The 22,335-nt window shown below is 37.5% G+C and carries 15 protein-coding genes; 7 read left to right on the top strand and 8 right to left on the bottom strand.

The window, feature by feature from the left end; all coding sequences use genetic code 11:
• Positions 1 to 36: 36 nt before the first annotated feature.
• A complete protein-coding gene (hemQ, locus tag ACIP9G_RS11040) occupies positions 37 to 789 on the bottom strand; it encodes a hydrogen peroxide-dependent heme synthase (RefSeq protein ID WP_340821034.1) in 753 nt (250 codons plus the stop codon).
• A gap of 160 nt (positions 790 to 949) precedes the next feature.
• Between hemQ and lipL the strand changes: the two genes are divergently transcribed.
• Positions 950 to 1,783 (top strand): octanoyl-[GcvH]:protein N-octanoyltransferase, encoded by an 834-nt coding sequence (gene lipL, locus ACIP9G_RS11035; protein ID WP_340821033.1) that lies wholly within the window; start codon positions 950 to 952, stop codon positions 1,781 to 1,783.
• A gap of 36 nt (positions 1,784 to 1,819) precedes the next feature.
• Here lipL and ACIP9G_RS11030 read toward each other — a convergent pair whose 3' ends face one another.
• Positions 1,820 to 2,470 (bottom strand): RsfA family transcriptional regulator, encoded by a 651-nt coding sequence (locus ACIP9G_RS11030; RefSeq protein WP_340821032.1) that lies wholly within the window; start codon positions 2,468 to 2,470, stop codon positions 1,820 to 1,822.
• Positions 2,471 to 2,704: 234 nt separating this feature from the next.
• On the opposite strand from ACIP9G_RS11030, the gene ACIP9G_RS11025 reads away from it, so the two are divergent.
• The 3 genes from ACIP9G_RS11025 to ACIP9G_RS11015 all read left to right on the top strand — a co-directional run bounded on the left by ACIP9G_RS11025 (position 2,705) and on the right by ACIP9G_RS11015 (position 10,218).
• Entirely contained in the window at positions 2,705 to 2,932 is a 228-nt protein-coding gene (locus ACIP9G_RS11025; protein WP_340821031.1) for a YuzB family protein, read from the top strand.
• Between the two features lie 178 nt (positions 2,933 to 3,110).
• Complete coding sequence (locus tag ACIP9G_RS11020; protein WP_340821030.1) at positions 3,111 to 4,415, top strand: HD domain-containing protein; 1,305 nt, start codon at positions 3,111 to 3,113, stop codon at positions 4,413 to 4,415.
• 493 nt (positions 4,416 to 4,908) lie between these two features.
• Complete coding sequence (locus ACIP9G_RS11015) at positions 4,909 to 10,218, top strand: collagen binding domain-containing protein (protein ID WP_401019255.1); 5,310 nt, start codon at positions 4,909 to 4,911, stop codon at positions 10,216 to 10,218.
• 49 nt (positions 10,219 to 10,267) lie between these two features.
• Here ACIP9G_RS11015 and ACIP9G_RS11010 read toward each other — a convergent pair whose 3' ends face one another.
• Together ACIP9G_RS11010 and ACIP9G_RS11005 are read right to left on the bottom strand one after the other, a co-directional pair.
• Positions 10,268 to 10,936, bottom strand: coding sequence for a class A sortase (locus ACIP9G_RS11010; RefSeq protein ID WP_401019254.1), 669 nt, complete (start codon positions 10,934 to 10,936; stop codon positions 10,268 to 10,270).
• 204 nt (positions 10,937 to 11,140) lie between these two features.
• On the bottom strand, positions 11,141 to 11,326 hold the full coding sequence (locus tag ACIP9G_RS11005; RefSeq protein ID WP_024362848.1) for a 2-hydroxymuconate tautomerase: 186 nt from the start codon (positions 11,324 to 11,326) through the stop codon (positions 11,141 to 11,143).
• A gap of 125 nt (positions 11,327 to 11,451) precedes the next feature.
• Here ACIP9G_RS11005 and ACIP9G_RS11000 point away from each other — a divergent pair, with 125 nt between their 5' ends.
• Complete coding sequence (locus tag ACIP9G_RS11000) at positions 11,452 to 11,967, top strand: YwhD family protein (protein ID WP_401019253.1); 516 nt, start codon at positions 11,452 to 11,454, stop codon at positions 11,965 to 11,967.
• A gap of 347 nt (positions 11,968 to 12,314) precedes the next feature.
• Here ACIP9G_RS11000 and ACIP9G_RS10995 read toward each other — a convergent pair whose 3' ends face one another.
• The gene (locus tag ACIP9G_RS10995; RefSeq protein WP_401019252.1) at positions 12,315 to 14,369 is read right to left on the bottom strand and encodes a transglycosylase domain-containing protein; all 2,055 of its coding nucleotides are present in this window, start codon (positions 14,367 to 14,369) and stop codon (positions 12,315 to 12,317) included.
• Positions 14,370 to 14,680: 311 nt separating this feature from the next.
• Between ACIP9G_RS10995 and speB the strand changes: the two genes are divergently transcribed.
• Together speB and ACIP9G_RS10985 are read left to right on the top strand one after the other, a co-directional pair.
• Positions 14,681 to 15,553 (top strand): agmatinase, encoded by an 873-nt coding sequence (gene speB / locus ACIP9G_RS10990; protein WP_069512861.1) that lies wholly within the window; start codon positions 14,681 to 14,683, stop codon positions 15,551 to 15,553.
• Positions 15,554 to 15,911: 358 nt separating this feature from the next.
• Entirely contained in the window at positions 15,912 to 18,854 is a 2,943-nt protein-coding gene (locus ACIP9G_RS10985; RefSeq protein WP_401019251.1) for an S-layer homology domain-containing protein, read from the top strand.
• Positions 18,855 to 19,182: 328 nt separating this feature from the next.
• Here ACIP9G_RS10985 and ACIP9G_RS10980 read toward each other — a convergent pair whose 3' ends face one another.
• The 3 genes from ACIP9G_RS10980 to ACIP9G_RS10970 form a co-directional block, all read right to left on the bottom strand.
• A complete protein-coding gene (locus ACIP9G_RS10980) occupies positions 19,183 to 19,725 on the bottom strand; it encodes a hypothetical protein (protein ID WP_401019249.1) in 543 nt (180 codons plus the stop codon).
• Between the two features lie 34 nt (positions 19,726 to 19,759).
• Positions 19,760 to 20,701, bottom strand: a complete 942-nt coding sequence (locus tag ACIP9G_RS10975) for a threonine ammonia-lyase (RefSeq protein ID WP_401019248.1) — start codon at positions 20,699 to 20,701, stop codon at positions 19,760 to 19,762.
• A gap of 153 nt (positions 20,702 to 20,854) precedes the next feature.
• Positions 20,855 to 21,964: a GGDEF domain-containing protein gene (locus ACIP9G_RS10970; RefSeq protein ID WP_401019246.1), complete on the bottom strand. Its 1,110-nt coding sequence runs from the start codon at positions 21,962 to 21,964 to the stop codon at positions 20,855 to 20,857.
• Positions 21,965 to 22,335: the final 371 nt, after the last annotated feature.

The raw sequence follows: 22,335 nt of genomic DNA, 5'->3' as shown, positions 1-22,335 counted from the left end.
ATGCGAGCCCATTTTATATGGACGCGCATTTTTTATTTATTTAACTGATAGGAAGTTCACTAATTTATCGTTATCAAGTAGGTTACCAACAAAGAATGCACCGAACTCACCGTAGCGAGCAGATACTTCGTCGAAACGCATTTCATATACTAATTTTTTAAATTGTAATACATCATCTGCGAATAAAGTAACGCCCCATTCGTGATCATCGAATCCAACAGACCCAGTAATAATTTGTTTTACTTTTCCTGCATAGCCTCGACCAATCATACCGTGTGAACGCATTAAAGACTTGCGCTCATCCATTGATAACATGTACCAGTTATCATTACCTTGACGACGCTTGTCCATTGGATAGAAGCATACATACTTAGAACGAGGAAGTTCAGGGTATAAACGTGCACGCACATGTGGATTTTGATAAGGATCTTCGTTTGATTCACCAGCTAAGTAGTTTGAAAGCTCGACAACAGATACATAAGAATATGTAGGAATTGTAAAATCAGCAATTGCTAATTTGTTAAATTCCGCTTCAAGCACTTGTAATTCATCCATCGTTTCACGTAATGTCATAATCATAAAGTCGGCCTTTTGACCAACGATTGCGTAAAATGCATGAGCACCTGTTTTAGCAACATCTGCTTCATTTAGCTTCTCTAAATAAGCAATAAATTCCTCAACTGCTGCTTGACGTTCTTCAGCAGAAACAAGTTTCCAAGAAGCCCAGTCGATTGAGCGGAATTCGTGTAATGCGTACCAACCATCTAATGTAATTGCTGCTTCATTCATTATTCAAAGCACTCCTTTATAAGTGAAAATCATTCTTAATTTAGTTTATCATAGTTTGTACGAAATCCCTAAATTGATGAGTGAATTTCACGAATTTGACACCTTCGTCGGATGATGTATGCTAAAGAGAAGAGATGTAAATAGAGGAGTTTCAAAAAAAATGAACAGTAATTTACTACAGCCGATTTGGCGTTTATATGATCAATCTATTAGCTTGAAAAACAGCACACCACTTGAATCATTTGCAACCGATGATACGCTGTGTCAATTAGTAGGACAGCTTGTATCGCCCCCGACTATACGAACTTGGGTACATAATGCCTCTGTGGTGCTCGGGATTCAAGATCATCGTTTACCATTTGTACAGCAAGGAATGGAGTTGCTTGAGGAACGAGGCTATCACCCAATCGTACGCAACTCAGGCGGGCTAGCCGTTGTGCTGGATGAAGGCATACTAAATATTTCACTTATTTTATCTGAACAAGCAACGGCAATTGGTATTAATGACGGCTATGATGTAATGGTAGCGCTAATCAAAGCATTACTACCAGAAGCTGCCGATAAAATTGAAGCCTATGAAATTGTAGGTTCTTATTGCCCAGGGTCCTATGATTTAAGTATTGAAGGTAAGAAGTTTGCCGGCATTTCACAAAGACGACTACGTCAAGGTGTTGCAGTGCAAATTTATTTATGTATTGAGGGAAGCGGTGCAGAACGTGCTGCACTAATTCGTGATTTTTACACTGAGAGTTTACGAGGAGAAGCAACGAAATTTACGTATCCCCAAATTATACCGGATGTAATGGCTTCATTAAGTGAACTGGTCGATGCCTCATTAACGGTAGAAGACGTTGTGATTCGTCTACAACAAATTGTCCAGACATTTGCCGATGAAGTTCGTATGGAGCCTTTTCATGATGAAGAATTACAACTATATGCATTTTATTTACAGCGTGTGTTCGAACGAAATGCTAAAATGCTTGAATTGAAATAATAGTAGCAAATCCTGAAAAAAAAAAAGGCGATTGTGCTAACTAAGCACATCGCCATTTTCTTTTTGATATGTTGGACCGCTAACAACTAGATTACCGTTTTTCTCCATTTTGAAAACAGGCGCAATACGTTCTTCCTCTTCATCTAGCGTTACAAGGCGTCTAGCACGGTTCATAATTTGTACAAACTGCTCATAATCTTTGCGAATCGCTCGATTTTCCTCTTCTAGCTGAGCAATTGTTTTCTCTAGTTTTTTATTTTTCTCAGAGGTTACGTGTACAAGTTGTCTCCATTTTGAAGACTCATTACCTATTTCACCAGAATGTTGTAAACGTAGTAAATATGCTATGACAATATCAAGAGATAGTGCAGATAGTGGAATTGACTTGCTATCTGTATCACTATTATTAATTGTAAACATATTTGTGGAACGACGTCTTGCTGGTGCACCCAACACTCGCATTCTCTCTTTTCTTTCTTTTTTCGCTTCTGCTAATTGCTCTTCATAAGTTTTACGAACAACTGCATTCCAGCGAAAACCACATGCTGCAGCAGTACGATTTAACGCATCACCAGCTTCTTCAAAGGCATTTAACTGTGTGCTACCTTCTGTTACGTGACGAATTACTGCCTCTGCTAGCAATTCATCGTTTTCTTCTAACCAAGCATCTTGTCTTACTTTACTCATCATATAATCCTCCCACCTTTATTTGGAACTTCCTTATTTATGTCTAGCATGACCAATCTTTTAACCTTTTATTCATCCAAGTGGAAGGAATTATGCTTGAATACAAGGGGAAAAATGCGATACAATACCGGATGTAGGATTGTGCGTATGCTGCATACTTAAATATGTGAAGGTTATGCGGACATTAGAAAATGTTATTTAACAAAATACTATATAGAAAGGGTTGTTGACAAAATGGCAAACGAATTTAAAGTTTGCGATGAATGTCAGGCCGTTAACTTAAAAACGTTAATTCCAAAATTAAAGGAAATCGATCCTGATGCAACCATCGAAATTGGATGTCACTCTTATTGTGGCCCGGGACGAAAAAAAACATTTACATTTGTAAATAGTCGCCCTGTAGCTGCATTAACAGAAGAAGAACTAATGGAAAAAGTTTTAGCTAAATTAAAAAATAGGTAATAAAAAACTATCTTCACATAGCTGAAGGTAGTTTTTGTTTTAGAGCGATAGTAACCTATTTAAAGTAAAAATTGCGTTCAATTAGGTTAATAGTCTCTGTAGTTACAGTGCAATCCCTATGCTAGTTCTATATTGTTTGCATATAATAGAAGAAAGATGAAATGGAGGTGCTGTACAATTGACACATTATGCAAAGGCAAAATTACAAGAGGAAAAAGTATTTAAAGATCCAGTACATCGTTATGTACATGTCCGTGATCAGGTTATTTGGGATTTAGTAGGGACAAAAGAATTTCAACGTTTGCGTAGAATTCGCCAACTTGGCACTACGTTTTTAGTATTCCACGGGGCAGAGCATAGCCGCTTTAGTCATTCACTTGGTGTTTATGAAATAGTGCGTCGTATTGTCGATGATATTTTTGTAGGTCGTCCGGATTGGGATGAGGACGAGCGGCTACTAGTGCTTTGTGCAGCCCTATTACATGATCTAGGGCATGGCCCATTTTCACATGCATTTGAAAATGTATTTGAGTTAGATCATGAATTTTATACGAGGCAAATTTTACTTGGCGATACAGAAGTACATGCAGTGCTAAAAAAAGTAGCACCAGATTTTCCTGAAAAAGTATCACAAGTGATTGAAAAAACGTATCCGAATAAGCAAGTCATAAGCCTAATATCAAGCCAAATAGACGCTGATCGTATGGATTACTTACAGCGTGATGCTTATTTTACAGGTGTAAGCTATGGGCATTTTGATATGGAGCGCATATTGCGAGTAATGCGCCCACGTAAAAATCAAGTAGTCATTAAAGCAACAGGTATGCATGCGGTTGAGGATTATATTATGAGCCGCTATCAAATGTACTTACAAATATATTTCCATCCTGTATCTCGTAGTGCAGAGGTTATTTTAAATAATATACTAAAACGAGCGAAGCAATTAAGCAAAGCAGGCTATAAGTTTAAACATGAGCCTACACATTTTTTAGCATTTTTCCAAAACTCGATTACGTTGGAAGATTATCTTGCTCTTGATGAAAGTATTCTTTTTACATATTTTCAACTATGGATGCAAGAAGAAGACGCGATATTAAGTGATTTAAGTCGCCGCTTTGTCAATCGTAAGCTATTCCAGTACATCGATTTAGATCCAGGCGTGGAACTAGAGAAATATCAAAAGCTACAAGAGTTATTTAAACAAGCAGACATAAATCCAGAATATTACCTTGTGCATGATACAACGGCAGATCTTCCATACGATTTTTATCGCCCAGGGGAGGAAGAAGTACGTGTTCCTATTTTTTTAGAGATGAAAAACGGGGAATTACGTGAACTATCAAGGGAATCTATTATTGTCGACTCCATTTCTGGTCGAATGAAACGAGATCATAAAGTATATTTCCCACTCGATATTTTAGAGGATGATAGTACAAAAGTGGGGGTTAAACAACAGATTTTAAAGTTATTACAAATGCAATAAAAGAAAAACTGAGGAATTATATCTATTTTAAGAATATACAAAACCAAATTGTATATATATAATATAAAAGCACTAAACTCACTTGAATATAGTGATAGTTTAGTGTTTTTTATTATGTACAATTTCTTATTAGTTTGAAGCGTTGGTGATATATCTAGGAAAAGATAATGAAAAAATATGGTAATGTTTAGAATTTGTTTAGATTTGTTTTTTATAATGAAGTAAAACCTAAAAGGGGGTGAGGCCATTATATTTGTAAAGGCGTCACATCAGCTTAGGATACATACAACTGTTTACAAACACAATGACTAGGCAGCATGAGAATTGACCGCGTGTAAGACGGTTTTAAATGTATTCGTAACGACGACGAGTTATTTAAGGGGAAGAGGGGCAAACCGAATGTTTGAAGTGAAGCTTTCGAGGTTGAGAAAGCATGCAAAGTCGTCAGCAAACGCCTATAGGAATCTCTCTGAACTTAGAAAAGGAGAGAAACATGAAAAAATTAAATTTAGCAATCATTACATTATTGCTTGTGTTCCAAACCGTACTTTCACCGATATCCGTATTTGCGGAAGAAGGAGATTCTTCTTTACCTCCATCAGTGGAATCCGGAAATGATGGAACTACTTCTGATACGACGGGCACGGGCGACCCAGATTCAACAGTGACAATACCAGGGGAAACGGGGGAAGCTGGTGGAGCAGATTCTGGTAGTGACTCAACTGAAATACTTCCAGATGAAACAGAAAAAGATGATGTGACTGAAGGTGAAGAAAAGCCAAGTGGCGAGAAGCCTGAGGAAAATACACCTGACGAAGAAGCATTGAACGTGGCGCCATTAGCATTAACTGCGGGCGATATGCAAGGTGATGTAGTCGCAACATTAGCAGGCATTCGTCTAACTGGTCCATCTGGCGATGTTATAACTGAAGCATCAGCAATTCCAGCTGACACTGCACCTAAAAAAGGGGACAAAGTATATTTAAATTATGTATTTGAAGTCAAACCTACGCAAGATTATGGTGTAGGCTCTACATTTGAGTTTAACTTACCACAATATATGATTGAACAAGTAGATAACTCTTTTTCTGGATCGAAATCAACGGATTATGCTACTTATTCTTATAGCTATGCTGCTGGTAAAATTATCGTAACTTTAGAAAGTGAGATACAAGATGGGGTTGATGGAGATATTGACTTCAACTTCATGGCCCAGTTTGGCAATTTCCAAGACGAGTCAACACTTGATCAAGTATTAGAGATGCCTGTTTTAGGAGAAGCAAATATTACATTACCATTTAAATTTAAACCTAAAGGTAGTGGTGATCCAATTACTAAAACTGCTGGTGCAATTACACGTGCAGCGGATGGCGCTGAAATGGATTGGACAGTCTGGGTAAACACAGAAGGGAAAACAATCGTTTCAGGTGCTACAGTAGCGGATACGCCAGATGCAAACCATGCATTTAAGGCAGGAAGCTTGCTAGTGGAGAAATATCCAATTGGATTAAATGGTATTGATAAAAATAACCCTGGAACGCCTGTAACTTATAACAGTGCTTCAATAGCGTTTCCTGTCGCTTTAGATGCTGGAGATTTTGCATATAAGCTAACGTATAAAACGAAAGTAACAGAAGATCCAACAAGCTCAAATATGACGTATAGAAATACGGCTGAATTTACAAACAATGGCGTTTCTAAAACGAGCCCAGGACAAACGAATATCACTTATGGACCAGCTTTACTAAAAACGATTACGTCTAATGATAAATACGAAGCATCTTGGGAAATTAAGTATAACTGGTTAGGAGAAGATCTTAGCAAAAAGAACGCCCAATCTTTAACGGATTCAATTCCAGCAAATAGCAAAGGTGCAAAGCACAATATACAATATGATGCTAATTTCCAAGTGTACCGTGTAACATTAAATGACAACGGTCAAACAGCCGCTTCAGAAACATTGTTAACAAAAGGTACAAATTACACTTTAAGTAATGATACGGCACAAGGATTTACAATTGATTTTTCAAATGACGTTGCCTTGAATCCTCGAGCAGCTTATTTGATTAAGTACAATACGAAGTTTGATCAAGAATTCGTGACAGATGCGAACGCAGGGAATATCCAAAACACTGTAACGCGTTTAGACGATAATAGCTCAAAATCAGCAACTGTCAATATTGCATCGAATATCTTTAAAAAAGAAAGTGGTGCAATTGATTATGTCAACAAAACGATTACGTGGAAACTGACAATTAACGCGGAAAAACCTTTAACAAACTTTGTGATTGCAGATACTATTTCAACGAAAAATGCGAACGGTAAAACGTTAAAGCATAAATTAATGTCGTGGGATGGTACAAGCAAAGTATTCGAAGTAAAAGGTAGTACCGCTCCAACAATTAATAGTGGTGGGCAAGTAGACGATGAAGCATTTACTATGACATTCGCATCTATCCCATCAGGAAATGTAACGATTGAATACAAAACGAAGTTTGATATTGAGTCAAACGGTGGCGTGGCACTTAGTTATGACAACGTTGCAGACGCTACATGGGATGGACAAACAAGTACAAATAATGAAGCGCAAAAAAGCGCTACCTATAAACCATCTGCAACGTCACCAACAAGTAAAAATGGCTATAAAGACAATGCAATAGTGGATAACGACAAACAAGAGTTTTCTTGGAAAATTGGTGTAAACATCAATAAGCAAAACATCGAGGGTGCAGTACTAATTGATACATTAGGTACAGGACATCATATTGTTATTCCAGAAGGGCAAACATTAAAACAAGTTATGACTGTAAGCAAATTAAAATTAGGTGTGAATGATGAACGAGGAAAAAAAGACGGTTCATTAGATCCTGCTAAATGGAATGCAGTCCCTGTTACACAGGATGCTAAAGGAAATGTTACAAGCTATAAACTAACATTTACAGGATTAACTGGAGCAGAGAATAACGAAGCGTATTTAATAGAATACAAATCAAAAGATTCAGATGACGTTTACGGGAATGGTAGTACGAATTCTCAAAAATATACGAATCATGCTGTTTTAGATACACCTGATAATGGTAGCTATTCGTATGATGCAGAGGCAACAATTACAAATAATGCGAACAAGTTAATTGAAAAGTCTGCTAATCCTCAACCTGCATCAGATACGATTGAATGGACAGTGAAAATTAATGAGTCTAACTCAAAGCTAGGTAACATTACGTTAACGGATAAGCCTTCAGCTAACCAAAAGCTATTAACAAACACATTTACAAAGCAAGAAATTAAATTAGATGCAGCAGGGAACACGCAAAATGTTGGGCTAGCCGTTGAAATTAGCCCTAATGATATTAAAATACAAGCCGATGGTTCATTTACATTAGATTTAGGAAATGTAGAAGGCAAGGGTTACATCATTAAATACAAAACATATTTTATGGGTGATCCTAATGCGGGCGAACAAGTTTCAAATGAAGCATCCATAAACTATGCAGGTGCAACTTCAGCGGGTACATCGTCCTCGGGCGGAGATAATAAGTTATTTAAATACAGCACATCTGATACAAATGCTTCAGGCAAAAAAGGTACATTTAAAATTAAGAAGCAAGGTGTTAACCCTAATACAGGTGTGACAACAACACTTAATGGCGTTGAATTTAAGTTATATAACCGTGATGGATCAATTGTCTTAGCAGAAGGTACGACAGTTGATGGTGAGCTTTCATTCGAAAATTTACGCTATGGTATTTATAAATTGGAAGAAAAAACTCCTACAGGCTATAAAGCAGTAGCAAAAGTTGATGTTAGGTTCAATGATACGAACAACTTCGAGGTAACAAACAAACCTTATACAATTATTAACGTTGAAGATGTTGCTCCACCAGCGAATGCCTGTGCGGAATTTGAATTAACTATTAAAGATATTGATGGTGCTTTAATAGCTGACCAAAATGTAACATTTAAAGATGCAAATGGTACTGTTAAACATACAGGTCCAACTATTGATGGAGTTGTCAAAGTTCCGAACACTGTATTGGCGGGTCAATACGATGTTTACGATTCAAATGATATTTGGCTAGGAAATGTGACTGTAAAATATACAGATGGCTGTAAAGATGAAATTGCACCATTACCGGCATGTCCAATATTTACAATTACATTGAATGAAAACAAAGCAGGTGTTGACGTACCTCGTCCAGGTGTTACGGTCACATTGAAAGATTCAGTAGGTAACGAAATCACAACAGTAACAACAGATAAAGATGGGAAATTTACTGTACCATCAATTCAAGTAGCAAATGGAGTTAAAGCAGGCGAATACTATTTATATGAAGGTAATCAATTCTTGAGTAAAGTTGATATTTCATATAAAGGTAATTGTGAGACTTCTCTAACACAAGCACCAAAATGCGAATCGTTTAAACTAACTGTAAAGGATGTTGACGGTAACTTAGTTGCTGATGGTACTTCTGTAACAGTTAAAGATGCTGGTGATAATAATGTTGCTACTAAAACTACAACTAACGGCGTTCTAGAGTTAAAAGATTTAGATCCGGGGATTTATACAGTAGTAGTAGATGGCAAAGAAATTGGCAGTTTCCAATCGAATATAGATTGTGAAGCGACAGTGCAACCAGCACCTTCTTGTCCAGAATTTACTTTAACTGTAAAAGATGAAAATGGAAATGTACGTCCTAATGTAAGCAACATCATTATTAAAGATAAAAATGGTGCAACTATTGCTGCCAATAAAACAACAAACGCATTAGGTCAAATTACAATACCATCTACAAATATTCCATCAGGTAAGTATGATGTATATCAAGGGGACCTATATATTGGACAAATTACAGTTCAATATTCAATTTCTTGTAACGCGGAAATTTTAGCAGCACCTACATGTCCTTCATTTACATTGACTGTACAAACTGCATTTGGCACACCTCTTGCAAATGCAGAAATAACAGTAAAAGATGCTAATGGTAATGTCATTAAGGATGCAGCGAACAATGAAAATTTAACTACTAGCATTGCAGGAACAATTGTTTTACCAAACAAGGCAATTCAACAAGGAACGTACAATGTATATGAAGGCAGTCGTTTAATTGGCTCATTCACAGTTAAAGATACATGTTCTGCACTTGTAAAACCGACATTACCAGGTGGCGGTGGTGGCGGCGGAGGTGGTGGCTCGACACCTGATCCAGAGAAACCAGTAGATCCAAACAAGCCAACACCAGATCCAGAGAAGCCAGTGGATCCAAACAAGCCAACACCAGATCCAGAGAAGCCAGTGGATCCAAACAAGCCGACACCAGATCCAGAGAAACCAGTGGATCCAAACAAGCCAACACCAGATCCAGAGAAACCAGTGGATCCAGATAATCCGTCAACAAATCCAGTTGACCCAGGTAATCCAGAAAATCCGTCAACAGATTCAAAAAATCCAACGACACCTGGAAAACCAGAAACGTCTAAACCATCTGTCCAAGATGTTATTGATCAAGGTAAAAACTTACCGCCATACAATCCTTCTACTGCAAATAAAGACACACTAGGTGCGTATAAGGATTTCCTTGATAAATATAATAATTTATCAAAAGAGGATCAGGCGAATGTTGCAAAAACACTTGATATTAATAAAATCAAGGAAGATGCGAGACGTTTGGAAGCTCAATTAAAAGCACAAGGTAAACTGCCACAAACAGATGGAGCAAATCAAACAGCACTTACTCTAACAGGTGTCATGCTTGTTTTAGGTGCATTGTTCTTCTTGCGTCGTCGTAATGCAGAAATGAAATAATGTACAATAATAACCCCCAAGACAATGAAGTCTTGGGGGTATTTCTATACTAAAAAGCTTCCGATAGTTTTGCAGGAGCATTATTCAATGGATATTGCTCCACAAAATCTGCTTGGATAGCAAGGCGTTTTGTGCCATTATCCGCACATGTAATAAGGGTCAAAACAGTTTGATTTGGGATATCATCAATGACATACACATCTGTTGCTGCAATCACTTTTTTTATTGTTAATTTGTACTCATAAATATTTTCCAAATCCGTTATGTAAATTACATCACCAATGTTTGCTTTATATAATGGACTGAATAATATATTTTTTTCTTCAAAATAATGACCAGCTAAGGCGTAATTGCCTTGTCCTAATGTTTGATTAGACTTCATGGTACCTGCTCCGACTGCAAGAGAAGCATTGCCGACTCCTTTGATAATAGGAAGGTGCATGTCTACATTAGGTATGGCAATACTTCCGATGACAGGTAAATGATCGATCTGTGTCTGTGCTTTTAAAACTTCTGCGATGGACAAAGATTGGACATCTTCGAATTCAAAATTTGCACTTGCATTATTGTTCATTTGCAACTCTTCTGCACTGTAATCAGTCGTATTTAGCTGTTTACTTAAATGAGCGATAACTGAATTCTGGATAGGATTGATAAAAATAAGTAATAAACCGATAATCAGCATACAAATGAGTAGTGTCATTTTGATTATTTTCATATTTTGTAGGATCACTTCCTTTAGTATTTAAGAATCGCCGATAGACTCCATGAAATCGCCGATAAATTAATGTTAATCGCCGAAAGAACACGAGGAATCGCTGGTAAACCTAAGTAAATCGCCGATAAATCCCTGATATTAGACACGGTAAATTTATATATACTAAAAAAAAGGGTAGAGCGGTATGTTGCTCTACCCGGGGTATTATTTATCGCTGAAGCGGACGCCTGCAACGCCGTAATGGTTTTTAGACATTTCTTCGATAAAAACTGTTACGTTTTCAACTGGTGCGTTTACTGTGCGTGAAACGGCTTCTGTTACTTCTTTTACTAGTGCGCGTTTTTGTTCTTCTGTACGACCTTCAATCATTTTTACTGTTACGTATGGCATAATAGTGCCTCCTTTTTGAATTATGTTGTATAGTTAGTTTATAAGAAATAATAAACTTCTTACTTATGCACAAAAGCGCAAGAATATGCTTTACTTTATAATAGCAGAATGGAGGGAATTAAAGTATGGCAAATGAAGAGAAACCGAAACAAAAAATGGGCTTTACGATTATAAAAAATGACCCGACAGATGGCCATAAAGGATATGGTATTGGTTCGCTTTCGTTAGAAAACGTATCACCGGTCATTATTGATATAGAAGAAGGTAAGGCTTCAGTTGAAGTAGGTGCGATGCATGCACGTAGCGATATAGAACGAGGCATCAAATTTACGACAAATCGTGCTGATTCAGAGGGTGGAAAACCTTACTGGTTAATATGGGTAACAATTGATCATAAAGCAGACGGCCCTTACTATGCAGGTGTAACTGCATGTGAAATGGTAGTAAATCGTGAAAAACGTCGTGGTTATAAAATTTTAGCTGACCACGTGAATAAGATGGATAAGTCGATGAAACGACAAATTATTGTTGATCATATGGATGAAGCCTCTAAAAAAGTGTTAGCTTCTTTCTTAGCGGAGCTAAATCCGGAACTTTGGGAGCGCAGTGACAATCAATTACGTCAAGACTTATTTGTATAAAAGACTATCAATGATTGAACAATCTGTGACATTTTGCAATCGCTTTCGATATTAGGTTGAAAGTAGATATGAAAAAAAGTACACTTGATTCAGAGCTTACATTTTAGTAAGCTAGGACACTTGGTTCCAAGAATGTGATGAGGGCTATGCGACATTTGACAACCCAAACCCAAGCCAAATGCCCCATGATTCTCATCCTTTCCCGGGCCAAAAAATAAGAAAAGCTTTCTGTTCCCACGGACACGTCTCCGGGGAAGAGAAAGCTTTTCTTTTTTCGCTTTATGTCTATAACTTTGTCGAGAGCTTTTCAATAAAATAAAACGATTATTCGAGAAAAAGGTTGCGCATTATTGTTTATTTTTGAAGAACGGAATCATATTCCAAAATTCTCCCCACGTATTGCTATCCAGAATATCAAAGTTAGTACATTTTTCAGTTGGTACATCTTTGGTATCTAAATAAACGAGACGTTGTTTAGGGCACGCATCTGTAGCGAGCTTTCCTGTTTCAATATCTATGACCACGCCTTTCACACCTTTTGGTTTTATGAAGTCCTCGTTTTTAGTACCTTTATTTACGCTTTCCATAAAGTCAATCCATATTTGCTTTGTAGCAGCTGTATCTTCTTTCGTAGAAAGGTTTTTACCTTGATCGTAGCCGTTCCAAACACCAGCCGTTAAGTTTGGTGTAAATCCGATAAGCCACTGATCACTATTTGTCGAGCCAGACTTTGCAGCATACGTATGAGTCATGCGTGAACGAATGCCAATCCCTGTAGCAGGAGAGTAATCACTAAATACAGGATCGAAAATACCAGTCATCATTTCTGTTAGAATATAGGAATTTTCTTTTGAAATCACCGTTTCATCCTGTTTTTCGACGTTCTTATTATCGTAAATAATGTCTCCATTGGCATTTTTAATGGAGATAATAGTTGTTGGAGCTGTTTCTTGACCTTCTGACGCTAAAATATTATACGCATTTGTCATTTCGTACAGTGTCGTTTCCATTGTTCCAAGAGCAAGCGATAAATTGTCCTTCGTACCAATCGTTACTCCAAAGCGGTCCGCCATATTATGAAATGCTTTAAATCCGATATCTTCTAATGTTTTAACTGCATAAATATTATCGGAAATCGCAATGGCTTGTGCCAACGACATATCATGGTCGGCAAATTGACCGTTTACGTTTTTAGGGGAGTAGGTCCCACGTCCATTATCATAAGTAAACGTTGTTTGTCCTACATCTAAAAACGTTAAAGGCGTATAGCCATTTTCTAATGCTGCTGCATATAAAACCGGCTTAATGGTTGATCCCGGTTGACGTTTTGCTTGTGTTACGCGGTTAAAGGAGCTAGTGGCATAATCCTTACCGCCAACAAGTGCTGTGACGGCGCCTGTTTTAGATTGCATACTAACAAATCCTGTTTGCAGATCATTAGCGGGCATATTTTTAGCTACTGCTTCTTCCGCAGCTTTTTGGTGGCCGAGGTTAAGTGTTGTTTGAATAGTCCAACCACCTTCGCTAATGTCTAGATTTTTTGCTTTTAAAATTTCACTTGCTTCCTGCCAAGCAACATCTAGGAAATAAGGTGCAACAGATTTGGAAGCAACCCACATATCATTCTTTAAGACAAGCTGCTCTTCCTCAGCACGTGTTTTTTCGTCTTGCGTTATTGCTCCTTGGTCTGCCATCAGTTTCAAGATTACGTGCTGGCGATTAGTAGCTTTTTCAATATTGGCGATTGGCGAATATATACTTGGACCTTTAGGTACGCCTGCAAGCATAGCAGCCTCTGCTAGCGTCAAGTCTTTTGCAGATTTCCCGTAATAATAACGACTAGCCGCTTCGATTCCGTACATTCCGTGTCCATAATATACAGTGTTTAAATAACCTTCTAATATTTCGTCCTTGTTATAAAAAACTTCTAATCTATAAGCATACAACGCCTCATTTGCTTTTCGAGTCCATGATTTTTCATGAGATAAATATAAATTTCGAGCATATTGTTGGGTGATAGTACTTGCCCCTTGAACTTTACTTCCGGCTTTAATATCAACTAATACGGCACCAGCAATACGAGAAAAGTCAAAACCGCTATGTTTGTAAAAGTCTTTATCTTCAACGGCCACTGCTGCTTTTACTAAATAGGGTGATATTTCATCAAGACCAACCCAATAGCGACGTTCATTCGTAAAGTGGTCTCCAATTTGGTTCTCGTTTTCATCTAAGAAAATAGAGGCTTTCGGTACAGTTAATGGCGGTGCACCAGCCACTTGAACATAGACGCGTAGTGCAATAAATGCTACTACTATTGCAGATGCAAAGGCGACAAAAAGTGTAAGCGCTTTGCGTGAACGCTTCACACGCTTTTGCTTACGTTGATAGATTTTTCTTTTCATCCGACTTCACCTCGTTTTCTAACAACTTGAGTTTAGTATGTGTCTGAATATTCTTCTTTAATCGGAATTCTAAGCAAAAACTATTGCACTTTATTCAAAAACATCTATACTTTTTTTGTACTGATATGAAACGCTAGCTTTCGACAAAAGTATTGCACTTTGTAGATTTTAATTGAAATTTGCTAGTCGTTCCAATAATGTATACGAGGATTGAGTAAATGAGGTTTCATTACAAACCTGTAAGTCCTCAATAAGTAACAAATATAAAAACTGAATTTCATAGGAAGTTCAGATATTAATGGAGGCAAAATATGAGATTTGATGAAGCTTATTCAGGGAATGTTTTTATAAAAAGTCATCCTACATATGAGGATGCTCAAGCAGTTATTTACGGCATGCCGATGGACTGGACAGTTAGTTATCGCCCAGGTTCACGTTTTGGCCCTCAACGTATTCGTGAAGTATCAATTGGACTAGAAGAGTATAGTCCATATTTAGATCGCGAGTTAGAAGAAGTGAAGTATTTCGATGCAGGGGATATTCCGTTACCGTTTGGTAATGCACAACGTTCTTTAGATGAAATTGAGAAATTCATTGTGAAGCTTTTAGAAGACGGTAAAATTCCTGTCGGCATGGGCGGCGAGCATTTAGTATCTTGGCCTGTTATGAAGGCAGTTTCTGCAAAATACGACGACTTAGCAATCATTCATTTTGATGCGCATACAGATTTACGTGTTGAATATGAAGGGGAGCCACTTTCACATTCAACTCCAATTCGTAAAATTGCAGAGCATATTGGACCAAAAAATGTCTATTCATTTGGTATTCGTTCAGGTATGAAGGAAGAATTTGAGTGGGCGAAGGAAAACGGCATGCACATTTCAAAATTTGAAGTACTAGAGCCGTTAAAAGAAGTGCTACCAACATTAGCGGGACGTAATGTATACGTTACAATTGATATCGACGTACTAGATCCAGCGCATGCGCCTGGTACTGGTACAGTAGATTGTGGAGGTATTACATCTAAAGAGTTACTAGCTTCAATTCATGCAATTGCTGCAAGTGGCGTGAACGTTGTAGGCTTTGACTTAGTTGAAGTTGCACCAATTTATGATACATCAGAAATGACAGCCAACACAGCGAGTAAATTATTACGAGAAATGATTTTAGGCTGGGTAAAATAATAGGAGCTTTGTATTAGTAGATATGAAGCGGTTTTAATGGGGTTAGCGATGAGCTAGCCCCATTTTTTATGTAAATTGTTTGAGAATTGTTTGAGTGACTGGCACCCCAAAAGACAAATGTTAATAGTGAAATATTAACATTTGTCAGTATTTTAAATAGAGACTCCCTTTTATAATTAAAAAGATATTTTAAATAGTAAAATATTGAGGGAGATTTTATGTCATTTGAATAATGTGTATGCCATGAGAATAAAGGATTAAACAAGGAGAAAAAAGCGATTGAGGAAATAAATTGGAATTCAATTTAAATTATTACCGTAGTGATTTTAGAAAATTTAATAGAAAGGGAGTTTGTATGATGAGAAAGAAAATAGCTTCGATTGTTAATTTATTGCCTTTGGTAGTTAGTTTGGGCATAATCTTTATTTTTAGTAATCAAGATGTAGCATTTGCCAATAACAGTTTGGTACCAATTTATGCAACTGAGGACACGACAATGGTATACGAAGGTATTGATGCTGGATTTACTTATGAGGATGGGAACCTGGGATATCTTGATGTAGGCTTTCAGGGAACATATGGTACGCCTTTGGAGGTTCAAGTATTGCTTAAGTTTCAGTTACCACCCATTCCTGTAGGGTATAAGGTTGAAAGTGCAAATCTTTATATTCCTGTAACAGGTGGTACTCTCCAAGCAACTACTAATTTTTCATTAAAAGTTTCTACAAGTACTAATCATAACTGGATTCAAGATACTGGGATAACATCACCACCAGCTCCTACTTCAGGATCTACCCAAACAAGAATTCTAGCCAATGATGTCACGATGCTTAAACCTACGCTAGCGCCATTTGATTTTACTAGCTATATATCAGAGGAGTCCACGAAAGTTAATTCTAGAGCAACCTTTATTCTTTCAGGAATGACTGCTCAAGAAGCTGCTCAAAACGGAATACTATCTATGGACCATTATATAAAAATGACGGAATCAAATATGCAGGGCGGTAGTCTGGGTCCATATTTAATTATTACATACTCCGAAAATGTCGAAATTCAGGTAACAGGAGTTCAAAATGGTGGCCTATACAGCACGAGTGTAACGCCACAGTTCAACATTGGCACAGCAACTTTGAATGGAAGTCCATTTACAAGTGGGACACAGATTACTGCTGAAGGTTCATATACATTAACAGTTTCAGCAGGTAGCCAATCAAAAAACATCCAATTCCAAATTGATAAGACCCCTCCGACAGGGACGGTAATTGTAAATCAAGGTAACCAATATACGAATAGTACAGGTGTATCCGTTTCAATAACGCCAAATGTGGGTGTAAATGATATTACGCATATCCGTTATTCGGTTAATGGAAATCCATTTACACAAATGCCTTACGTACCAAACTTTATGCTTGCTATAGGAACTGTTAACGGAGAAAAAATATTGTCCTTTAAGCTTGTTGATGGAGCGGGAAATGACTCTCCAGAATATCAAAGAGTTATAACACTGGATACGGTAGCACCAACAGGCTCTGTTGATATCAATAATGGGAATCCGTATACAACGAATCGTGTTGTAACGCTTAATTTATCCTTAGACAGTGGTGTGACAGATGTAGTAGGAGTACAGTTTTCTAGTAACAATAGTTCTTGGTCGGGTGTCGAAGCCTTTAGTCCAACTAAAAGCTATACATTACCAGCAGGAGATGGAAATAAAACGGTGTATGTACGTTTAATTGATCGTGCGGGCAATGTAGGGTTAGCTCAAAACAGTATCACTGTGGATACGATCGCCCCTGTTGTCAATGGTGTAACAAACGGAGCGAGCTACAATGTTAACCAGACAATAACGTTTAATGAAGGTATAGCAAAATTGAACGGAACTTTCTTTACAAGCGGCTCGTCTGTAGACACGGAAGGCTCCTATGTACTTGTTGTTACGGATAGCGCTGGTAATACTACAACCATTGCATTTTCTATCGATAAGACCGCCCCAATTGTCAGCGGTGTAGCGGAAGGAGGAAGTTACAATTCCTCAAAAACCATTACATTTAACGAAGGTACTGCAACACTAAATGGGCAATCGTTTGTGAGTGGGATGTCTGTGGACGCGGAAGGCTCCTATGTGCTCGTAGTTACGGATGACGCTGGTAACTCAATTACCGTAACATTCAGTATCAATAAAACAGCTCCGATTAAATATACAGTAAAATACGACGGAAACGGAGCAACTGGAGGACAAGCACCAGTCAATAGTCAAACTTATGAAAATGGACATAGCGTTACAGTAGCTGATAATACTGGCAATCTAGTAAGGACTGGATTTACGTTTAATGGTTGGAATACAAAAGCAGATGGCAGTGGGATAACCTATGTGGCAAATAACAAGTTTACTATTAACGCCTCCAATGTCACACTGTATGCCTTGTGGAAAGTTAATCGTTATACATTATCATTTGAATCAAATGGAGGCAGTGGTGTCACGCCTCAAAATGTATCATACAACGGAAAAATAACAGAACCAACTGTACCGACAAAACTAGGTTATACATTTGGTGGTTGGTATAAAGAGGTTACTCTTGTTAATTCGTGGGATTTTACAAAAGATACGGTAGTAGGGAATACAACGCTATATGCGAAGTGGATAGAAAATAGTTCATCAGGTGGAGGTGGTGGTTATATTCCAACGCCGGAAACAAAACCAAATCCTAAACCAACACCAACACCAGAGATTCCAGTAGAGCCAGAAAAGCCTACAGAACCTGAAGTACCCGAAAATCCAACACCAACAATAACATTCAGTGATATTTCTACAAACTGGGCAAAAGAAATGATTGAGGATATAGCAATGCGTGGAATAATCAATGGCTACCCAGACGGAACATTCCGTCCAAATGATTCAATTCAACGTCAGCATGTTGCAATTATTATCGCTCGTGCTTTTGAGTTAGTACCAAGTCGCGAGATAACACCATTTAATGATATTGCAGCAAATCATCCATACTATGAGGGCATTATGAAGTTGCAGCAGGCAGGGATTATAGACGGGTCCAATGGATTCTTCCATCCAAGCGAATCATTAACACGAGCGCAATTGGCGAAAATAATAGTGTTGGCCTTTGGATTGACTTCAGAAGGGACAAGTCATTTCGAAGATGTTCCTACAACACATTGGGCTCATGATTACATTGCCATTCTCGAAAATTATGGGGTTGCGTTAGGGGATAATGGCAGTTTTAGACCGAATGAACCTGTAACACGTGCGCAGTTTGTTGCTTTCTTATACAGGGTACTTCATTTGTAACAGCCATTCGTTTGGTCGCAAAGAAATTATTCTTTTTAGTAAGTTTTGATACAGCTTAAAGGCGAAAGAGCATCCACAGTTTGCATTGCGGATGCTCTTTATTAAGTTACCTAAAAAAGAGAGTGGGGTTAGCTATGAGCTAGCCTTATTTTTTATTTAAATTGTTTGAGTGCCTGGCACTGAGCCTTCTATATTGTAAAGATCCACTTCACTTTCCGCGGGAACGTTGTAAATCGCAAACCTCCCAACACGTGGTTGGTTGCGGCTTACGTTACGTGCGTTCCCTTAGTAGTTTCAGTGGATCTTTACTTTGATAGTAATAAAGTTTTCAAAATTGTTTGAGTGCCTGGCACTTAAGATAATTGTATTTTTCGGCCATGCCATTTAAAGTTTGTGTTCGCGTATCTTGTTGTCTTAACGACAGGTATTGATGTGCACTGAGCAAGACTGCTTGAAGAAAGTCATTTTCGTTGCAAACACCTTTAATGATTTTTCCCATACCATGCTTTGAAGAAAAAACTACTAAATGATTTGGTTTCGTAATAATTTTTTCTAAAGTCCATTGAATATCATTCAATGATATAGCAGTTTCACCAAAACCATCATGTAAATAATCAATAACCATTGTTAAAAACCCTGGCCATATTAAGTCACAATCATCCCAATCAAACAACGACGTAATTTGAACACCATCAATTTCTACAATAATAGCCCCGTGTAAAAAATGACCTTTACTTTGCGTTAGATTTTTTGAGATAATCTGTAGCGCATTTTTACTTTGAATACTCGTAAATTCATGTTGGAGTTGTTCAACCGTATGTGAATAGAAACTTTTTGTTTCGATTGCAATAAATGTATCAATTTTAATCATATAGCTCACCTTCGTACTTTAAATGGTAACCACCTTATAAATTGTGTAATTGATTTAACCCAATATTGCCGCCTGAAATAAGAAAGCAAACATGATCATTTTTAGTAATAGGTAAATTCCCTTGAAGAGCTGCCCCGATTCCGATAGCAGAGGATGGTTCAGCCATTACCTTGCCTGCTAGTAGTAATGTTTTCATCCCGCTTTCAATAGAAGCTTCGTCTACCCGAACAATATCATCGACAAGCTTTTGAACAATGGGGAAGTTTCGCTCACCAGGTTGTAAAGTTAAGAGTGCATCTGCCAAAGACTTTTGCTCTTTTAAAAGTAATCTTTCACCGACTAACAAACTATCAGCATAGCGTGATACAACAGCTGGTTCCGCGCCGATGATTTTAATATGAGGTGCTAAAGATTTTACCGCAGTCGCGACACCACTAATTAGCCCACCACCGCCAATTGGTATAACGATTGCACTAGTTTGAGGAAATTGCTCTAAAATTTCTAATCCTACCGTTCCTTGACCAGCCATAATGTCATAATCATCATAAGGGTGGATGATGGCATAGCTGTGTTCTAAGCTAAGTTTTTCCGTAATATCGTGTCTTTCAGCAAGCTTACATTGTACAACGTTTGCACCTAGTGCTCGAATACCTTCAACTTTAATACTTGGTGCTGAATCTGGTAAAACGATTGTTGCCGGAATATTTAATAGTTTAGCTGCGAAGGCAACACCTTTACCATGATTACCTGACGATGCCGCAACAACGCCCTGTTGTAATTGTTCAAGTGGCATCGAGAGCAGTTTATTCAGAGCACCACGCAATTTGAAGGAGTTTGTTTTTTGCATATTTTCGGCTTTTATCGAAACATTGCAATTTAACAGTTCATCGAGTCCATGTAAGCGAACAACAGGTGTTTCATAAATATAAGGCGCAACTTTCATTTTAGCAGCTTGGATATTCTCAAGTGTTAACATACAGCAATCCTCATTTCTATATTTAGATTGAAAATTCTGAAATTATAATATAAATGTAGTGTTATAGTGAATATCTGTCAACGACTAATAGTGGAGGGGAAAAGAAAAAGAATCTGCGTTACTTTCGCAGATTCTCGTGTATTAGACCAAATATTAGTTTTCTGTGCGGAAGTCAATATTATTGGCGTGTAATACTTTGTTGCCACCTAAAGCTTTTATATCGGTTGTAACTTGTGCAGCAATAATGGCAAGTTCATCAAACTCTACACCGTTATCAGGACTTGAGCTAATACCGATGGAAACCGTTAATGGCGTAGTTTGCACAGTATTGATGTTGAAAGAATGAAGTGCAATTTGATGTCGCAGTTTCTCGGCATGATATAGAGCAATAGCTGGTGGGGCATCCTTTAATATAATATAAAATTCCTCCCCTGCAACCCGTGCAGCAATACCGTTTATAGCTTCTACATAGTCATTAATGATTGTGGCGAGTTGTTTAATAACCCCATCACCAGCTAGATGGCCATACTTGATATTAATTTCTTTCATATCATCGACGTCAAAATGGAGCACTGAAAAATGGTCCGTTTCTAAAACCATACCTTGCGCAAAGGATCGAATTGCCAAATTGTTTGGGAGCTGCGTTAAATAGTCCTTTTCTTTAAGGTGGTAGGTGAGTTGTACTTTTTCACTTGTCGCTTGTAAACGTTTAATAACAGTGAAAATTGTAAAAAATGTAAAAAGTGCATAGGCAACGAACCCTAATATAATCTTTATTTTTAGTATAGCTGGTAAAGTAACGATAAGAACTAACATCACAGTGATTTCAATCGTCAGGCTATAAAAATAGGCTGTTAATGTGTGAAAAGTAATTGGTTTTTTTAATGCAAAAAGCGCAAGAACAATGGAAATTACTAATAAATTAATATTTGATAAACTTGTTATCGATAGTACTTCTTGTGTAGGGATGATGATTAAGCTTCCTATTGCCATGATTATGCCACTAATAACAATCGACCACGGGCCACCGATAAGTCCGCTAAAAAGAAGAGGGACAATATGGATGTTTATAAGTGTTCCATTCAAATAGTTTAACGAAATGCCACTTAGTATAAGACCTGTTAGACCAAAAGAAATACCTACCAAAATGGGCTTAAAATCTTTAATTAGTGATTGTCCTCGAGCCGGATGTGTAAATGGCCAATACGTTAAAATGATTAATGTAAAGGTAATACAAAAGCTGACAAAAATGTGAAGTAACATCTATAATAGTAGTTCCTTTCTCGAAGATCTATAAATAATAGTAAATCTTTTCACTTTGTCTGCCAATGCTTGAAAACAATACTCACTTCTATCTGTGCTTTTCGGCATCCAAAATAGCATCATAGCCTTTAAACTCTAAGATGATCAATCCACCAGGAAGTAGTAAAAGAACATCAGGACGACGACCGCCGCTTCTAGGGTTATTATATTCAAAAATACGATACCCATCTTTATTTTCTACATGAATTAATTGTGATTTTAAATCTTGTATACATTTGAACTAAGCTCTTAATTGTGGAATTGTACTTTCTTCTAATGGAGACGTTTTTGCTTGTTCAACTGTCTGATCATAGATGTGTTGACAAAGCGTA

The organism is Lysinibacillus sp. NPDC093197, assembly GCF_044754025.1.
In the GTDB taxonomy this organism is placed as follows: domain Bacteria; phylum Bacillota; class Bacilli; order Bacillales_A; family Planococcaceae; genus Lysinibacillus.
The sequence above is the reverse complement of the archived record's forward strand: the minus strand, read 5'-3'. Positions and strand labels throughout refer to the sequence as shown.

What these genes read in the sequence shown, in the direction of transcription:
- hemQ (WP_340821034.1), bottom strand. Translation starts at nt 789, where the DNA reads ATGAATGAAGCAGCAATTACATTAGATGGTTGGTACGCATTACACGAA.
- ACIP9G_RS10995 (WP_401019252.1), bottom strand. Translation starts at nt 14,369, where the DNA reads ATGAAAAGAAAAATCTATCAACGTAAGCAAAAGCGTGTGAAGCGTTCA.
- ACIP9G_RS10985 (WP_401019251.1), top strand. Translation starts at nt 15,912, where the DNA reads ATGAGAAAGAAAATAGCTTCGATTGTTAATTTATTGCCTTTGGTAGTT.
- ACIP9G_RS11010 (WP_401019254.1), bottom strand. Translation starts at nt 10,936, where the DNA reads ATGAAAATAATCAAAATGACACTACTCATTTGTATGCTGATTATCGGT.
- ACIP9G_RS11025 (WP_340821031.1), top strand. Translation starts at nt 2,705, where the DNA reads ATGGCAAACGAATTTAAAGTTTGCGATGAATGTCAGGCCGTTAACTTA.
- ACIP9G_RS11000 (WP_401019253.1), top strand. Translation starts at nt 11,452, where the DNA reads ATGGCAAATGAAGAGAAACCGAAACAAAAAATGGGCTTTACGATTATA.
- ACIP9G_RS10975 (WP_401019248.1), bottom strand. Translation starts at nt 20,701, where the DNA reads ATGTTAACACTTGAGAATATCCAAGCTGCTAAAATGAAAGTTGCGCCT.
- speB (WP_069512861.1), top strand. Translation starts at nt 14,681, where the DNA reads ATGAGATTTGATGAAGCTTATTCAGGGAATGTTTTTATAAAAAGTCAT.
- ACIP9G_RS10980 (WP_401019249.1), bottom strand. Translation starts at nt 19,725, where the DNA reads ATGATTAAAATTGATACATTTATTGCAATCGAAACAAAAAGTTTCTAT.
- ACIP9G_RS11030 (WP_340821032.1), bottom strand. Translation starts at nt 2,470, where the DNA reads ATGAGTAAAGTAAGACAAGATGCTTGGTTAGAAGAAAACGATGAATTG.
- lipL (WP_340821033.1), top strand. Translation starts at nt 950, where the DNA reads ATGAACAGTAATTTACTACAGCCGATTTGGCGTTTATATGATCAATCT.
- ACIP9G_RS11005 (WP_024362848.1), bottom strand. Translation starts at nt 11,326, where the DNA reads ATGCCATACGTAACAGTAAAAATGATTGAAGGTCGTACAGAAGAACAA.
- ACIP9G_RS10970 (WP_401019246.1), bottom strand. Translation starts at nt 21,964, where the DNA reads ATGTTACTTCACATTTTTGTCAGCTTTTGTATTACCTTTACATTAATC.
- ACIP9G_RS11015 (WP_401019255.1), top strand. Translation starts at nt 4,909, where the DNA reads ATGAAAAAATTAAATTTAGCAATCATTACATTATTGCTTGTGTTCCAA.